This is a genomic window from Paenibacillus solanacearum (assembly GCF_910593845.1).
GTDB lineage: Bacteria > Bacillota > Bacilli > Paenibacillales > NBRC-103111 > Paenibacillus_G > Paenibacillus_G solanacearum.
In genome coordinates this window covers 36,142-52,980 of record NZ_CAJVAS010000043.1, presented here as the reverse complement: position 1 = coordinate 52,980, position 16,839 = coordinate 36,142, and the positions used below count along the sequence as shown (strand labels likewise).

Genomic DNA, 16,839 nt, shown 5'->3' with positions numbered 1-16,839 from the left:
CATGGAATCTACGCTTCTTGTTTTCCTTGGCCGCATGACCTAGTTTCTCTTGGAGTTGTTGAACGTTTTCCTTTGGTGTTGTTAGCCTCTCGGCATTCACTGACTCGTACCTCCTTAAGAAGCATGAACAAAGCAGGACCCCTTCCCTCCCGCAGGTTGTGTTGTCCTGCGTTCCTCGGTAGTATGAGCCCCTCGGACTCCCTTCCTGCAGACCGTTCATTTCACCTGCTGAGCTTATAGAACGTCTCGTTACGAAAAAAAAAAATTTCGTGCAGGGGAGGGTCTCCCCAGTTCACTGCATCTTCTTTCATACCATACCGATCCCCATACGCCGGAGGATTCTTCGCTGCCGCTCCAAGTTCCCAGCAGCTTCCTTGGTCTTCACCCATATTCACGAGGTTCGACTTCCTCTCTCCCCTCTTGCGAGGCCTTTTTGACGACGCGGCAGGATTCACTTCATGTTACGGCCTGGTATCTTGCTCGCCCTATCTCTGACAGGTACTTTCGTCGACGCGCTTCTACGCACAGATTTCGCCGTACGCAGGCATCCTAGCTACGCGGGGGCTTGGCCCCTCCCGCGACCGGATTTTCACCGGCTAGAAGATGCGTGCCTCTGGGCACGCTGAACGACAAAAAAACGTCCGGCATAAAACACCGGACGGCTGAGTTTATTCGAATGCTATTTCCCCAGTTTCGATATGACTCCCGAAATTTCCAGAATGAGCGCCACCTTGCCGTCGCCCAAGATCGTTGCCCCAGCAATGCAGTCCATTTTCCCTACATAAGAGCCCATAGACTTGATGACGACCTCTTGATTGCCGATCAACTCGTCGACCGCCAAAGCAAGCCGCTTGTCCGCTGATCCGACTATGACTAACGGAATATGCTTCTTCCCGTTATGCTTAATCGGTATCTGGAAGTGATCGTGCAGCCAAGCGACCGGTATGACCTGGTTGCGCAAGGAGATGACCGATTGCCCGCGAACGGTTGTAATATCGTCAGGCGTCACCCTAATGATTTCCGTTATGTTGCTCATCGGAATAATGAAGGTTTGCTCATGCAGCCGGATGAGCAATCCGGTAATAATCGCCAGCGTGAGCGGCAGCTTAATGATAAACCGCGTCCCGACGCCCAGCTTCGTCTCGATATCGATCAAGCCGTTCAGCTTCTCGATATGGCTGCGCACGATATCCATCCCGACCCCGCGTCCCGATATATCGCTTACGGTCTGCGCCGTCGAGAAGCCCGGACGGAATATGAGCCCGATTGCCTCCCGATCGGAGAGCAGTTCCGCTTCCGCCTGCGAAAGCATGCCTTTTTGGATCGCCGACTTTTTCATTTTACCCGGATCGATCCCGGCGCCGTCGTCCTCGACATAGACAACGACCTGGTTATCCTCGTGTGCGGCGCGAATGCGCAGCGTGCCTTTGGCCGCTTTTCCCGCCTGTCGCCTTGTATCCGGAAGCTCAATACCGTGATCTAAAGCGTTTCGAATCAAATGGATGAGGGGATCGGCGATTTCTTCAATCAAGGTCCGGTCCAGCTCGGTATCTTTGCCTTCGATGATCAACTCAATTTCTTTACCCAAATCGCGGGAAACATCGCGGATCATGCGTGGAAAGCGGTTGAACAACTGCTCGATGGGAAGCATTCGGGCCTTCATCACGCTTTCCTGCAAATCACCGATGATCCGCGTCAAATGGTCCGCCACTTGCCCGAGCTCGCTCACTGCTTCAGCCGAATACCGGCGGGCGATCATTCGCTTCACTTGATGAATCCGAGTCTGGTCGATCACGAGTTCGCCCACCAGATTCATCAAGTGCTCCAATCGCTCTACACTAACCCGAATCGTTTGGGATTGCGGCTTGGACATGCTCCGATGATCAAGAGGCGATTCGGATGACGGCTGTTCCGTCGGCTCATGATTGGATGCGGCCGGCTTGCCGGATATATTCGGTTCGATATTCACTTGAACTTCTTCACGTACGGAAGCCGGATCGATCTGCACTTCGGTCACATCGGTCAATCCCATAACGAGACGTTGAAGCTCATCCGCGCTTTGACCTCCTGCATACAAGAAAGCGAGCGGGAGCGGCCCCTGGCATTGCTCGTCCACTGCATCCAGCTCCGGGTCGCTGAACAGCACTTCTCCCCATTCGCTCAGATTGGAATGAACAACATACATTCTTGCCCCTTTAATAATACAATCCGCAGCGATCTTCAGGCGTACCCAGTACACGGCAGCCCCCTTAGCCAGCGCTTCTTCGATCTTCAGCCCGGTATGCAAAGCCATAGCGGATTCGACACCCGAAGCTGCCTCCGGAGGGGTCTGGCTTGGCGGCATCACGGTAAACGATTGGAGCTCTCGTATCGTTCCCGAAATATCCGTCGCCCCATAGCTGCCCCCCTCAAATTCGGATTTCAACCGCTTCAAACAATCCAGCGCTTTGAACAGCATGTCGATGAGCGGGCCGCTTACGCCCAGCTTCTTGTTTCGAACCTGGTCGAGCAAATGCTCCATCTCATGCGTGACTTGCTTCATTTCCTCAAAGCCCATGGCCGCAGATGAGCCTTTGAGCGTATGCGCCGCCCGAAACAGACTCTGAATGACTTGATCGGAGGCTCCGTGCTGCTCGAGCTTCAATATTTCGTCATCCATCAGCTGAAGCTGATCATGAAGCTCCTCCAAAAAAAGCTCTTTGTATTCGGATAGCACGGACGTCACTCCTGTTCGTGAAGTAAAACTTCATCCAATTGTAAGATGCCGACCAGTCCGCTTTGCGTCAGCCCGATCCCCGTAAACATGTGGCCTTCATTTCCCCCTACGCGTTCAGGCGGGGGTTGAATGTCCGAGAAGGTCGTCACTTTATTGACGCGATCGACAACGATGCCAATCTTTTCATCCTTATGATGGACGACGATAATGCGGGTTTGCTTGGAATACGATTGATCTTCCATTCTGAATAAGCTCCTTAAGCTGATGACCGGCACAATTTTCCCCCGGAGATTGATGACGCCCCGGACATAAGGCAATACATTCGGAATTTCAGTTATATCTTGCAGCTTTATAATTTCGTGTATGTCCTGTATGCGAATCGCATATTGTTCGTTTGCGATGCCAAATTCGATATATTGATCGAAACCCGTTCCCTGCATACGTCCCCCTCCTGCTCCTACATCTTGAACCGTAATACGGAAGCTTGCAGTTTATCCGCCATTTGCGCGAGCGACTGGGACGTATTCGCTGTTTCCTCCGACGCCGCCGCCGCTTCTTCGCTTGCTGCCGCAATCGACTCCACCGATTGCATGACTTCAGAGGCTTGAGCGGTTTCTTCTTCGCAGGCTGCGGCGATCTCCCCTACTTTGCCTGTGGAGTTGCTGACCATTTGAATGATGCCGTTAAACGCTTCCCCGGTCTGGGTCGATTGCTTCATGCTCTCCATAACGGCTGCCACGCTTTGTTTCGTGTTCTCTTGCATGACTTTAATGATTGACGTAATTTCTTTCGTCGCCTCGCTGCTGCGCTCGGCAAGCTTCCTCACTTCATCGGCAACGACGGCGAATCCTCTGCCTTGTTCTCCTGCACGAGCCGCCTCAATCGCCGCATTTAATGCCAGCAAATTCGTTTGCTCGGCAATATCGTCAATCACCTCAATAATATCGCCGATCTTGTTCGAATCTTCCTCGAGACGGGACATCGTATGATTCACGCCCTGCATCGCTTCGATGGATGCTTTAACGACTTTATCGCCTTGGCTGGCGGTTTTCATCGTATCATTCGCAAGCTCCGCCGCCTCTTCTGCACTTATGGCAACGGTATTAATAGCAACGGATAACTCCTTGAACAGCTCGGCGATCATGGAAGCCGACTGAGCCTGACTGGTGCTGCCGCTTGCGATCTCCTCTGTACTGGCAGATATTTGTTCGGAGGCGGCGGCTACGCTTTGAGCGGATTCTGCGATATCGCCAACCACGACACGCAGCTGGTCGACCATCCGGTTAATCGATTCGGAAAGAATGCCGACCTCGTCCTTCGTATCGATATCCGATTTTTCCCGCAAATCGCCTTCCGCCACTTTCGCTACAACAGCGACCAGTTTACCGAGCGGGCGAGCGATCGATTGGGCAATCGCATACCCTAGCAAAATGCTGAACAGTACCGCAATGATAACGATGGTAATAGTCGTTGAGCGAGCCGATTTATATGTATTGAAAGAGTGTTCGTTTTGTTCTCCAGCAAGCTTTACATTGATCTGTATCAGTTTGACGAGGCTGTCCTTGTATTTGTTCTCCGTTTCCGTCAGCGGCCCTTCCTCGAACTTGACGAACTCGCTTGAATTCGTTTGGTAAGAGTAAGCAAGCTGTACAGCCGTGTCGTAGAGTTTCTGATACGCAGGCCATTCCATATCGTAAACTTTAAGCTGATCCTGCTCCTCTTTCGATATGGTCGTATTACGGTACGTATTCATCTTGTCCGCCATCTCTTGACGCAATGCCGGAATTTCTTTGGCAATCGCGTCCTTTTCCTCTTTGTTAGGAACAATAGCCATATCCCGCAGCCGCACCTTCAGTTTTTCGTAATTGATTTGAACGGCCGACAAGTCCCTGACGGATATAAGATTATTGTTATACATTTCTTTGGAATTGTCGTTGATGGCATTCAGATTCTGCAGTGCATAAATCCCGACTCCCGCCAATATAAGCGAGACGAGTAAGAAAGCGGAGATCAATTTAGCAGAAGTTTTCAGGTTCAAAAACCATTTCATCTTGGTAATCCTCCCTTGGAGATACATAGTGGAAATTCATAAATTGTGCCGCTATTGTTCGGTCTTTGATTGTACGCCTTCGAGCAAATTCTCCAGTTCCAAGGAACATACCCCTGCAAAAAAATCTCTCGGCTGCTTTCCTACCCCCTTTACTTTTGAAACCGCGCCGCTAAACATGCTCAGGACAGTTCAGCATCTATATATTTCTCCATGAAGCAAGCCGCCAATCTATCTCCAAGGTAGAGAAGCGGATGCCAGCTTCAGGAGATCGGTGCCATCTTCAACAGCTTCAAATATTGATCCGTTTTCTCGGGGTGCTTGATGACGACGAACGCGACAAGCGTGTAAATGCTTAAAAATTTCATCGTTATGTACGGTTCGATTTCCGTATTCGCCCATCCGCACGAACGGAGATACGGCGAGTACCTAGTCGTAAAAAAGCGCAGCAATCCTTCGTTCTCGAGCACGGGCACGTGGAACTCCCGCGACCGCGCGATAAGCTTAAGCAGCTCTGTCTTGTCTTTAAAATACGAAAAAGCGGTTTCCGCGATGAAAGCGATTTCGGATTCGGGGTCGGGCATAACGGCCGAAGGATCCATCTGCCTTGCGATTTCGTCCAGTACGTCCGTTATCGTTCTTGAAAGAATTCGATTCAGCAAATCATCCTTGTTATCAAAGTACAAATAGAACGTTCCTCTGGCGATGCCGCATGCCTGGTTAATATCCTGAATACTGATCTGCTCATAACCATGCCTTGTAAACAGACGCGTTGCGGCATCCAATATTTGTTTCCGCCGACCCATCCAATAACCGCCTTCCATCCATACTGACCTTTGATATCGTTAATTTCGACATTATTCGATATTTTTCAACATCATTCTACCATGACACTTTGTCATATGTAAAGAATAATAAATGCCATAAGAACTATGATTTTAGGTATATAGTCTTACTCTTTTTTAGAGCCGAGAATAAGAAAAACGGCCCGCCGCATGGTGCGTGGACCGCCTTCACTTTCGCTTTCTTCGATTTTACATTCGACTTATTCCCGCGCTGCCGCAGCGCCAATCGCTGTTACGGCCGCTTTCCTCCGATCGTTACGATCTCCGCAGGACGTACCGGAATCGGTTCGCCGAGCCGGACGCCGCCCCCCTCCTCTTCCAAGACGTTGCTTCGATAGAGCATCCTCTCTATCCCGTGTATCTGCTCCACTCGAAGCTCCGCCGGCCGCTTCGTCATGTTAAACCAGCGCAGCATCAAGTCTTCGGACGATCCGCACCGTTTAACGGCGGACAATGCCAGCCCGTCGCCCGACCAGCGCACGAATTGATGGTCGGGCGGCAAGCTTCCCGGCTGCACCTGCCCCTGTACCGCCGTCCACGGGATTTGCGCCTGATAGGCGGCGACATACGATTGTTCCGTATCTTGATCCGGGCCGTGGGGAATCAGCACATATTCGAGCGTATGGTCACCCGGACACTGCGCCTCCGGCGTATGGAACACCCCCCAGTCGCCGAGCTCCCGCACCGCCCGCAGCAGCGTCACGGCAATCGTCCCTTGTCCGTCTCGCAATAGTTCGTACTCGTTCAGCCCGAGCGTTCCGACGGTCAGTCCGCGGGCCGTGTCCCTCACATTGACGAAAGCTTGCATATGCTGACAGTGGCTCGGATTCGTCCACGTCGGCGCAGGAACCGTCTCCCGCTCCGCCGCTTCGAAGACGGAATCCGCATAATGAACCTTCGCATCAATCTGCGTCGGAAACAATACACGCAGCCGGTGATCTTTCGCCTCGTTTCTAAAGCTCGTTTGCACGTGAAGCTGCGGAACGCCCTGCTCCAAGGTGAGGCGCGTCGTGATCGCAAGCGGAACGGTCCGCTCGCTCCGCTGCGCTTTCCTTTCAAGAAACGGCACGAATTCGGCGACTTCCCGGTCCAACACGTCATCGGCGCTCGCCGGAACGTTCCAGCGATGAACGATCGCGATAACGGTGCGAAACGAAGTTTGTTCCTCGACGCAAATGTCCGCGGGCAGCCCGCGCGTCGTCAGCGACACATCGCTGTCAGGCGCCCGGAATATATACTCGTTGCCCACATCGCCGACATTCTCATATGCGCCTAAGCCGGTAAATACGCTGCCGTTTCGTTTATCCTCGATCCCGTACGTCCCGTCCTCCGCGACCGTAACCGTCAAAAACTCGTTTTCCATTCGGCGTCCTTCCGCCTGCCGAATCGCGGGCACGGCGCTTCCGCTTTCGTCCCGGCATAGGGCGAATGTCCGATAGCCTAGTCCCGGTACGTGCTGCGCCAGAAATCGCACACGGACGGAACGCGCCATGTACGGCTGGCGGAACCGGTCCTTGGGCAGCTCATATCCGAAGGTTACGCCTAAATCTTCCACAGCGGCGTCAAGCCGGTTGCCGCTTGCATCCTTGACCACGAAGCGATTCAGAGACAGTTCCTTTAGCTCGCTGATGATCCGTTCCCGCTTCCCGCCGGCAAACGGCAAGCGCTTGATTTCGAGATCGACGCTGACGACGCCGGTCCGCACCCATCCCGACGTATTAAATACAGTGAAAGGGATCGATGACTCGGCAAATACCGCTTCCGTCCCGATTTGAGAAACGATCGCTTGCAAACTGTCCGAAGCCACCTGCTCGGCAACTTGAAAGCTTTTATCGAACCGGACCTGCATTTCGCGATGCACTTCGTCCACGCTGCAGCCGCAAATGCTGTCGTGCGGATGATTCTGCATCAACGTCTTCCATGCATAGGCAAGCAGATGCTGGGGATATGCATGGCCTGCCAGCATCGCGAACACGGCGAGCGGCTCGGCCACCTTCTCCAGCTGCGTCTGAACCCGCTGATTCGCCTGCTTCAAATACACCCGGGCGGAGGCGGTATTGGCCAGCGTCCACCAGCCGTTCGTCCGCTGGCTCCGCAGTTCGCCGTGAATCGTCGAAAGATTCGAAGGCAGAGCCGCCTTCACGTTCGCAACGTAATCGTCGAAGCTAGAATGAACGAACCGCACGTCCGGGTACAGGCTTCTCGCTGTACGAAGCGCCTCCGATAAATTCGTCTGGACCGGCTGATGGTCGCATCCGTTCATAAACAGAAGATGCGGCGTGGACGCATATTTCTCTGCATCCGTCATTTTCCGAGCCCAGTAAGCTGCCGCTTCATCCGCATTGTCCGGAATTTCCATGCCGTTGTGGTACCAGTTCGCGAACAATATGCCGAGCACCGAGGAACCGTCGGGGGACTGCCAGTTCATTTCCGAGAACGCAGACTCGTACGCTCCTTTCACCTCGTTGTTCAGTCCGACGGGCTTCACTCCCCTGCCGAACACCGCCGTATCGATGCCCGCCTGCATTAAAATTTGCGGGGCCTGCCCCATATTGCCGAACGAATCGGGAAAATATCCGATTTTGCTGACGGCGCCGAACTTTCGCGCGTCGGCATGACCGGCCAGCAGGTTGCGGATGTTCGCTTCGCTGCTCGTCAAAAATTCATCCTGCAATATGTACCACGGTCCGATGTGGAGCTTGCCCTCGCGAACCATCCGCGCGACGATCTCTTGCTTGTCGGGCCTGATCTGCAAATAATCTTCCAGCACGATCGTCTGGCCGTCGAGATGGAAGCTTCGAAAGTCTGGGTCGCTCTCGAACAATTCGATGAGCGCATCCATCAATTCAACGAGCCGTATTCGATGCTTCTCAAAAGGTAAATACCATTCCCGATCCCAATGCGAATGCGATATGACATGCGCTGTTTTTTGTACCGTCATGATTACCACTCCTTTTGTGTGCCGTACTTTACGAAAACGAGTTTAAGTTGTATATTTGTTATAAATCAAAATACAAGGAGAAAACGACCATGTCCCAAGCCCCAAAAAGGGTTCCCATGTACATCCAATTAAAAAACTACATATTGGACCAGATGAACAAGGGAATTTGGAAACCGGGAGATAAGCTTCCTTCGGAGAACGAACTCGCGGAGCAGTTCCAGGTGAGCCGCATTACGGTCAAAAACGCGATGGCCGATATCGTGGAGCAAGGTCTGATCTACCGAATTCAGGGCCGGGGTTCGTTTATTGCCGACGATGCGTCGGAGCAGCGGATCGCATACGAGCAGCCGGAGACCGGCCGTTCTTTTGTCGCCTTCCTGATGCCGCGCCTGAACAACTTGTTCACCGCCAACCTGGCGTCCGGTATTGAGGAGGAGCTGGCCCACCACGGCTATCACCTTGTATTCCGGCTTACCCATGACTCGCAGCCGCTCGAGAATAAAATATTGAAGGAGCTTACCCGGCTCGGCGTCAAAGGCATTATTATTTACCCGGTAGAAGGCGAGACGTTCAACGACGAAATATTGAAGCTGACATTGGGTCATTTCCCGCTTGTCATTGTGGACCGGTATTTGCGCGGACTCGATACGAACTGCGTAAGCTCGGACAATTACACCGGAGCGTATGAAGCAACGAAGCATTTGACCGGTCTCGGCCATACGAAAATCAGCTTTATCAGCACGGCCGTTACCGGCACGACGAGCATCGAGGACCGCTTGCACGGATACGAACGGGCGCTCAGCGATGCCGGGCTGTACATCGACTACCGGCTGCGCCTCAGCTTGAATACAGACAACCCGGTGGAACAGGTCAAAGCGTATTTGGCCGACAATCCGGATGTGCAAGCGATCGTCGCGACGAACGCAACGATCGGCCAGATCGCAAAAAAAGCGGCCGATTGCTTGAAGATCCGCGTTCCGGATCAGCTGTCTATCGTCTGCTTTGACAATTACGAGCAATCCGACTTGTTTGATGTTCCGCTTACGTACGTAAACCAGAACGAAAAAGCGATGGGCAAAGAGGCGGCCAAGCTCGTGCTGTCGCTCATTCAGGACCCGGCGCAGGACCGCCGCAACGTCGTGCTTCCCACCAAGCTCGTTATCCGAAGCTCGACGGTGAGCGCGAGCAGCGCTGACCCCTTAACGTCCTCTGCCGCATCCGGCACACAAGCGCAATAACCCGGCCGACAGCAGCTGTTTGCGCGCTGCCGGCCTTTGCTCTCATACAGGATGGAGCGCCGTTGTGACGAGAACATGGACAAGCAGCTCTCCGCAGAAGCTTATTTTTTCTTCTTGGCCAGTTCCTGCTCGATCGCCTTATCCGCTTCCTCCTGCGTTTCCCGGAGAACCGTATTGATATCCTTGGCCCCTGTGGCGAACGTTTCGGCCGCCGCATTGACTTTGCCCGCCACAATGACGTGGTACGGATTCGGCGGCGCCATTTTGGCCGATTTCACTTTTAACGCGCCTTGAATGTTCTTCCCCTTGGTCACTTCCACATCGGCCAAAAATTGCTTTGTGAGGGATTCATCGGCCAGCACGGTCAAGCGGCTTTTTCGGTTCATTATATTTTGCACCGCCGGCGATGCAAACAGCTGAATGGCCTGAAACGCTTCTTCCTTATGTTGGGACGACTTCGAAACGACCATCATCTGGGCGCCATGATCGATCGTGAGCCCCGGTTTGTCCTTGAACGCCGGCGCGCCGACAAGATCGAAATTCATCGAGGAGGCCGACTGCTGAATGAAGCCGACGGTATCCGGTATCCAGTTCAAATACATCGCCATTTGTAAATCTTTTACGAAATGATTGCTCCCCGCAGGCAGCTTTTGGCCGTCCTGCACCATCCCGGGGATTTGATAAAAGGCCTGCACGAGATCCATCACGTTTCTGAACGCGTCATTGTTGACCAGCGCTTTATTCGTTTTCGCATCCACCAGCGACATCGATTTCATCCGGGAGATGAACTCCGGATTCGGCGGAAGGCTGCCGCGATACTGCACGCCCCCATCGTTGTAGGTCAGCTTCTTGGTCAGCTCGAAGTATTCGTCCCAGGTGATGCCGTCTTTCGGATACGCGACTCCCCGCTTGTCGAACAAATCTTTGTTGTAGAACAAGGCCATTTGATTGAGGCCGAACGGAACTCCGTATATTTCGCCTTTCGTGCCGAGCTCCTTGATCCAATCGATGTTCGGGCTGGAAAATTGGTTTAAATCCATGTTGTACGTTTTCACAAAGGCGCTCAAATCATACGGAATGTCCAGCTCTTGCAGCACGGAAAATCTGGAGTTGGCGGAGTATACGATATCGGGAGTCTGACCTGCCGAAACCAGCTTCGTAATATCGTCGCGAACGACTTTCAGGCTGATGTGAGGGTACTTTGCCTGCAACGGCTTGATCAGAACCTCTTCAAATTCCGCATCGGTCATGTTGAGAAAGTACGGTGCAAGGGTAAGCTCGATAGGTTCTTTAGGCTTCATGTCCGGCAGCGCTGCAGCCGGTTTGTCCGGTTCGCCGCAGCCCGCAAGCGCACCGGCACAAAGAGAACCGATCATCAGTACGAAGGATGCCTTCCGAATCGATAAAAAATAATTACATTTCATCATCGATATACGCCCCTTATTCGCATTTTTTCCACGCCATTACCCGCCAAGCACCATCATGAGCCGGCTTCGCGCCGCCCAAAACTGGCTGCTCCCGGTTCCCCTTCTTCCCGCAGCGGATCATTCGGATTTGCCTTGCACGATTGCTGCGTCGGAACAGGTTCGTTCGCCACGTTCACCTGCCTCTCATTAAAAGCCATAAGATAGAGCGCTTACATTTCCAGTTATCACCTTTGACAGAACAAATCATATCATCGAACCTCAACCTTGTAAATATGTTGTATGTTCATTTATAACAAATATATAATTTTATAACCAACTTCAGATCATGAGGCGCCTCGCTCCGTCGCGAACGCTGTCGCCTTATCCGCAGCCGTATATGTGTTCGAATCGGATCTGGCGCTATTTTGTTAAATTTGCGGGTTGTAAAATGACGGTAAAATCTTTAGGATAAAGGATATACGATTTCCCGATATCAAGTATGAAGGAGAAGAACAACCTTGAGCATGAACAAAGCATTGACTATCGCCGGCTCGGATACGAGCGGCGGCGCCGGCATACAAGCCGATCTGAAAACGTTCCAGGAGCGGGACGTCTACGGCATGACGGTGCTTACGACAATCGTGACGATGGACCCGGACAACGGCTGGTCGCACGGCGTGCATCCGGTACCGTTATCTACAATAGAGACGCAGCTTAAGACCGTTCTCGACGGTATCGGCATCGACGCGCTCAAAACCGGCATGCTCGGTTCGGTGGAAGTCATCGAGCTGGTGGCGCAAACGATCCGTTCCAGGTCGCTGAGCCGCATCGTCATCGATCCGGTCATGGTGTGCAAAGGCAACGACGAAGCGCTCCATCCGGAATCGACGGTCGCCTTGCGCGAGCTGCTTGTCCCGCTGGCCGATGTCGTCACGCCGAATTTGTTCGAAGCGGCTCAGTTGGCGGATCGCCCGCCGATCAAGACGCTCGATGATATGAAGGAAGCGGCGCAAATCATCCACGCCTCCGGCGCGAAATACGTCCTGATCAAGGGCGGCGCCAAGCTGGATCATCCGCAGGCGGTTGACCTGCTTTTCGACGGAACGAGCTTCGAGCTGTTCGAATCGGAGAAACTCGGGACGAGCTACACGCACGGCGCCGGCTGCACCTACTCTGCAGCTGTAACGGCCGAGCTCGCCAAAGGCAGCGGCATTCGCGAAGCGGTCACGACCGCCAAAGCGTTCATCTCCGAAGCGATCCGTCACGGCTTCCCGATCAACTCGTACGTCGGTCCGACGATGCACTCCGCTTACCGCAAATACCACGCGTAACCGGTTTGCGCAAGCAGCCCGAAAACGCGCATGAAAAAAGCTTATTCGCCCCCTAGGGAACCGAATAAGCTTTTTTTTACTTTCGCACCGCACCGGACTTGTCTTGTGTGTACCTGCGAATTCAGCCGAAGACCGGCAGCACGGTACGCAGAGGCTAGTATTTCAGCACCCGGTCCGATATTTTCGCAGTCACCACATGACCGCCGCAAAAGTTCCGATGCCCGCATTCCACAGGGGACGGGCCGACGAAACTCGACGTTCTGCCCGTTAACGTCAGCTGACCTTCCTCGAGCGTTACCTTCGTGTACAACGGCTCCATGTATGGAGCGGAACGGGTCAGTATCGGATATCGGGCCGATACTTGCTCATCGTACCTGACTTTTTCGTAATCTTTGCCCATATAGAAATAGGACATGCTGTTGATATGAATAAAGTATATATCGTCGATCACTTTCACGCCGTCCAAATGGTTGTGGCCGTTCATGCAGGCGATTACCTTGCGGAATCCGGCGGACCGGTTCGCTTCTCTCAGCACGGCAAGCAAATCGTCGCTGTTCTTGATGCCATAGTTGAAATCGTTGTACGGCGATTCCAGGTTATGATGGCTGAAGATGATCGTCGTCTTGTCCGTTGCGGCCAAATCGTCGCGCAGCCACACAAGCTGCTCCGGCGTCAAATTGCTGATAGCGGCCGGATGCTTATGATAATTGCCGAATTCGTAATCGACGTATTGTCCGTCAAGCAGCAAATGATTCGCGTCCAATACAACGAAATGATAATCCCCTTGATCGAAAGAATAATAATTGCGCTCCATCCCGATGTAATCCATGATCGTCTTCTTATTGCATTTGTCCATGTCATGATTGCCAAGCACGTGATACTTCGGGCCTTGAAATCGCTCCCACACATTCACGAACGAACGGTTTTCCGGCAGCGGAAAACAGAAATCTCCGAGCTGAACAATAAAATCAACCTGCTCCCGGTTCATCTCGTCAATGAACTGTGAGAGCCGCTCCTCCGCTTGATACATAAAATCGTGATGAATGTCGGCCGCAATGCCGAACGTCAGCTTAGACTTTCCCATCCTCTTCTCCCTCTCCATGATCATTTCTGCCCAGGCATGTCTTTTTCCAGGGTGACCTGCAGCTGCTTATCATCCGATGCGATCAAAATATTATTATTAATGCCAGTATTATAAGCTTTCGTTCCGCTTCTTTCCAGTCTTTCCAGGAGGGCATGTTCACCCATATATTGCTGCTCAGCACAGCGGACCGAACAGCCCTACTTTGACGTCGTTCCCCAGCATAAAGTCGGCGCCTTCCTCCAAATATTCGTACGGAATCTTTTTCTGTCTTGTCCAGCAGTCCCCCCCGTTAACGATGAGAATCACTTCATTAGCAAAACATGACGTCATAATTACAAAACGACAAATGCAACCCATTACATTAAATGTGTCAAAAAATCCAACAAAACTATAAAATCAATCTAATATATGCCGACTTTATAAAAACAAATACAAGCCTTAATGTAACCCATTACACGAGTCATTATATACCATTGCTTATTTTTCAACAATACGGTTCCATTGCATCTGCCAAATATATACCACGACTCGTGCCCCGTCTTGATTAGCATACTTTTACTATATTCGATCACAGGCTGCCGCAAATCGCGGCAATTGAAAACAAATCGGCCGTACGATATAATCGAATGTAATGGGTTTCTTAATATTGCATCGTCGTCATATCATTAAATCGATGAAGGGAATTTTCTAGTGAGCAAAAAAAACGCAAGCATATACGATATCGCCAAAGAAGCCGGCGTGTCAACTGCTACCGTATCCCGAACGATCAACACCCCCGATAAAGTAAGCAGCGAAACCCGGAGGAAAATCCATTCCATTATGGAACGTTTGAATTACTCGCCTAACGCGCTGGCTCAAAGTCTTGTATCCAGGTCTACGAGGACGATCGGCGTATTTATCGCAACGGTGAACAATCCTTACTATGCGGAAATGGTGCATGTGATCGAAAAGCATGCCTTTCACAACAACTATTCAATTTTGCTCGGAAACACGGGGAATTGGATTGAAAAAGAGGAAAAATACGTCGAAATTTTCGTGAAGAAGCAGGTGGACGGGATTATATTCGTCGGCGGGCGCAACGTGACCGACCCCCACAGCCATCATATTATGAAGACGTCCGAACGCATACCGGTCGTACTCACGAATCATGCGCTGGTCGGGAAAAACATTTATTGCGTGCTTTCCGACGAAGCCGAAGGGGCTTGCATGGCCGTTCAACATCTCATCGATACCGGGCGCGACCGGATCGCTTACATTAATGGCTTCAACTTCTCCTACCCCAGCGTCGTGAAGAAAGACAGCTATATTAAAACATTGAGCCGCAACCAAATCTCGGTAAATGAGGATTTGATCGTCAACGCTCCCAAAGACAACATGGAGGGCGGATATGCTGCTTGCGAAGCGCTGCTTGAGAAAGGGAGCGAGTTTAACGGCATTTTTGTCGCGAACGATATGATGGCGGTCGGCGTCATGAAAAAACTGACCGAGGCGGGATACGCTATCCCCGGGGACGTCTCCGTAGTCGGCTACGACGATATTCAATTATGCCATTACTTGACGCCCAGCTTGAGCAGCGTAACCCAAAACATATCCAAGCTCGGCAGTATGGCCGTGCAGCTCGTAAACGACGTCCTCGAGGGAAAAGAAGTGGGTAAAATCACTTACTTGCATCCGGAACTGAAGATCAGAGAATCCAGCCTGCCGCACTAGCTGCGCACCGGCCGGACCAGCCATACAAAAGAAGCAGCCGGCCGCTTATCCGTGCGGCCGGCTGCTTCGCTCAGGTCAAACTGTTATTCGTTTCATTTCATCATGGAAATTAAGCCTTCGAACCCGTAACCCTTGTATGCCCTCCGCAGCTCCGTAACCGACTGGCCAAGCACCCACGCGCCTGCCGTGATCGAAACCAGAAAGCTGACGATTGCGACGACCTGTAGCGCCGACCATTCCAGAACGGAATGACCGTTCCACGTCAATACGCCGATCGCGATAAGTCCAAGCACATATGCAATACCCGTAATATGAACCATGGTCCTGCGAACCGTGCTCTTAAGCGAGGTATACTCCGTTAACCAGGCGACGATCGGTACGGCTTGAAGCGCATGGAACCCGAGACCGTGCAGCCATATGATGTTTCCTTCCAAGCCGGTGAACCGACCTTGATTGACCGAAATCCACACGCCTGCCGCGAACGAAATGACGGTGGCCGCCATGGCGTAACGAATCCCTACCACGATTTCCGGGCGCCGCACGTATGCTTTTCGGCGAAAATAATGTACTGCCAGGAATAGATAACTCAATACGAGCATCAACGCGACAAAAGCGAAGATGTTGCCGACCGTCTTATCAAAGATCGTACCGTTATGTACGAATCTCGGGTTGACGCCGCGGAAATTTTGCACCGTTTCTGCACCGTAAGAATAAAGCACGAGGATGATGTACGTTATGCGAAAAAAAACTTTGCTCCTCTTCCCCATTGCGGCAAACGGCATAATGGCAGCCGTCGAGAGCAAAAATATGCCGAGTGCCGCATTGAAGGAGATCGCTTTCGAGACATCGCCTCGGGGAGCAACCTCCCCTCCGAACAACAACACCCAAACCGCGCATATTCCGGCTAGCAGAAAACCGAATAATCCTGTGAGATAAAGCCATCTCTCCTCCTCGAAGTGGTGGACCCATGATTTCTTTCCTGCAATCGCTCGACTTCTCATCTTATTCCCGCCTGTTCTGCAATTTGTTACTTTAACTATACAGAAAGGAAAAGATACCCAAATCAGTCGCAGGACCAGAACTCCTCCGGTCCCCGGGCGGGAATTGGAACTCGACTTAAGTCTGGCACGGTTCCGATTTGCACCGCTTGCAGCCGGTTACTGTGCTCCAAAATCCGAGCAACTCAACCTAATCGGTAAAAAATGGATTGACATTGACAGGGGGCATAGCCTCGGGACCAATTTTTTCAGGTAGATCAGCCGCAATTCAATTTCGTCTATTACTTCACACCCGTAAATCCAGACAAAACCAAAAGCCGCACATATGAACCCCATGTCCGGCTTTTGTTCCTGCAGCATTACGCTTTAGGAGACTCAGAATCGCTTTGCCGGTCAGCTTTTCCATATAGTTGTTGTAAATCTTGTGATCGTTGCCGTAAATCCGGATGCCGTCTTGCGCCAAAAATGTAAACATCGTATGTAAATTCGCAACTTGCCGCGTTTGGATGAGAACATGACTTCT

11 protein-coding genes are annotated in these 16,839 nt (G+C 52.0%); 3 read left to right on the top strand and 8 right to left on the bottom strand.

The window, feature by feature from the left end; translation table 11 throughout:
• Positions 1–679: 679 nt before the first annotated feature.
• The 5 genes from KXG62_RS28180 to KXG62_RS28160 form a co-directional block, all read right to left on the bottom strand.
• On the bottom strand, positions 680–2,716 hold the full coding sequence (locus tag KXG62_RS28180; protein WP_218095364.1) for a chemotaxis protein CheA: 2,037 nt from the start codon (positions 2,714–2,716) through the stop codon (positions 680–682).
• A gap of 5 nt (positions 2,717–2,721) precedes the next feature.
• Positions 2,722–3,156, bottom strand: coding sequence for a chemotaxis protein CheW (locus KXG62_RS28175; RefSeq protein WP_218095363.1), 435 nt, complete (start codon positions 3,154–3,156; stop codon positions 2,722–2,724).
• Between the two features lie 17 nt (positions 3,157–3,173).
• Positions 3,174–4,766 (bottom strand): methyl-accepting chemotaxis protein, encoded by a 1,593-nt coding sequence (locus KXG62_RS28170; protein ID WP_218095362.1) that lies wholly within the window; start codon positions 4,764–4,766, stop codon positions 3,174–3,176.
• Positions 4,767–5,026: 260 nt separating this feature from the next.
• Complete coding sequence (locus KXG62_RS28165; RefSeq protein WP_218095361.1) at positions 5,027–5,569, bottom strand: TetR/AcrR family transcriptional regulator; 543 nt, start codon at positions 5,567–5,569, stop codon at positions 5,027–5,029.
• Between the two features lie 271 nt (positions 5,570–5,840).
• Positions 5,841–8,549, bottom strand: a complete 2,709-nt coding sequence (locus KXG62_RS28160; RefSeq protein WP_218095360.1) for an alpha-mannosidase — start codon at positions 8,547–8,549, stop codon at positions 5,841–5,843.
• 89 nt (positions 8,550–8,638) lie between these two features.
• Here KXG62_RS28160 and KXG62_RS28155 point away from each other — a divergent pair, with 89 nt between their 5' ends.
• Complete coding sequence (locus tag KXG62_RS28155) at positions 8,639–9,787, top strand: GntR family transcriptional regulator (protein WP_218095359.1); 1,149 nt, start codon at positions 8,639–8,641, stop codon at positions 9,785–9,787.
• Positions 9,788–9,888: 101 nt separating this feature from the next.
• Here the strand turns inward: KXG62_RS28155 and KXG62_RS28150 are convergent, their stop codons facing one another.
• Complete coding sequence (locus KXG62_RS28150; protein ID WP_218095358.1) at positions 9,889–11,214, bottom strand: ABC transporter substrate-binding protein; 1,326 nt, start codon at positions 11,212–11,214, stop codon at positions 9,889–9,891.
• Positions 11,215–11,711: 497 nt separating this feature from the next.
• Between KXG62_RS28150 and pdxK the strand changes: the two genes are divergently transcribed.
• On the top strand, positions 11,712–12,524 hold the full coding sequence (gene pdxK, locus KXG62_RS28145; RefSeq protein WP_218095357.1) for a pyridoxine/pyridoxal/pyridoxamine kinase: 813 nt from the start codon (positions 11,712–11,714) through the stop codon (positions 12,522–12,524).
• A 154-nt stretch (positions 12,525–12,678) separates the two neighbouring features.
• Here pdxK and KXG62_RS28140 read toward each other — a convergent pair whose 3' ends face one another.
• Positions 12,679–13,608, bottom strand: coding sequence for a metallophosphoesterase family protein (locus KXG62_RS28140; RefSeq protein ID WP_218095356.1), 930 nt, complete (start codon positions 13,606–13,608; stop codon positions 12,679–12,681).
• Positions 13,609–14,298: 690 nt separating this feature from the next.
• Here KXG62_RS28140 and KXG62_RS28135 point away from each other — a divergent pair.
• Positions 14,299–15,318 (top strand): LacI family DNA-binding transcriptional regulator, encoded by a 1,020-nt coding sequence (locus KXG62_RS28135; protein ID WP_218095355.1) that lies wholly within the window; start codon positions 14,299–14,301, stop codon positions 15,316–15,318.
• A gap of 92 nt (positions 15,319–15,410) precedes the next feature.
• Here KXG62_RS28135 and KXG62_RS28130 read toward each other — a convergent pair whose 3' ends face one another.
• Complete coding sequence (locus KXG62_RS28130; RefSeq protein WP_218095354.1) at positions 15,411–16,319, bottom strand: hypothetical protein; 909 nt, start codon at positions 16,317–16,319, stop codon at positions 15,411–15,413.
• Between the last annotated feature and the right edge of the window lie 520 nt (positions 16,320–16,839).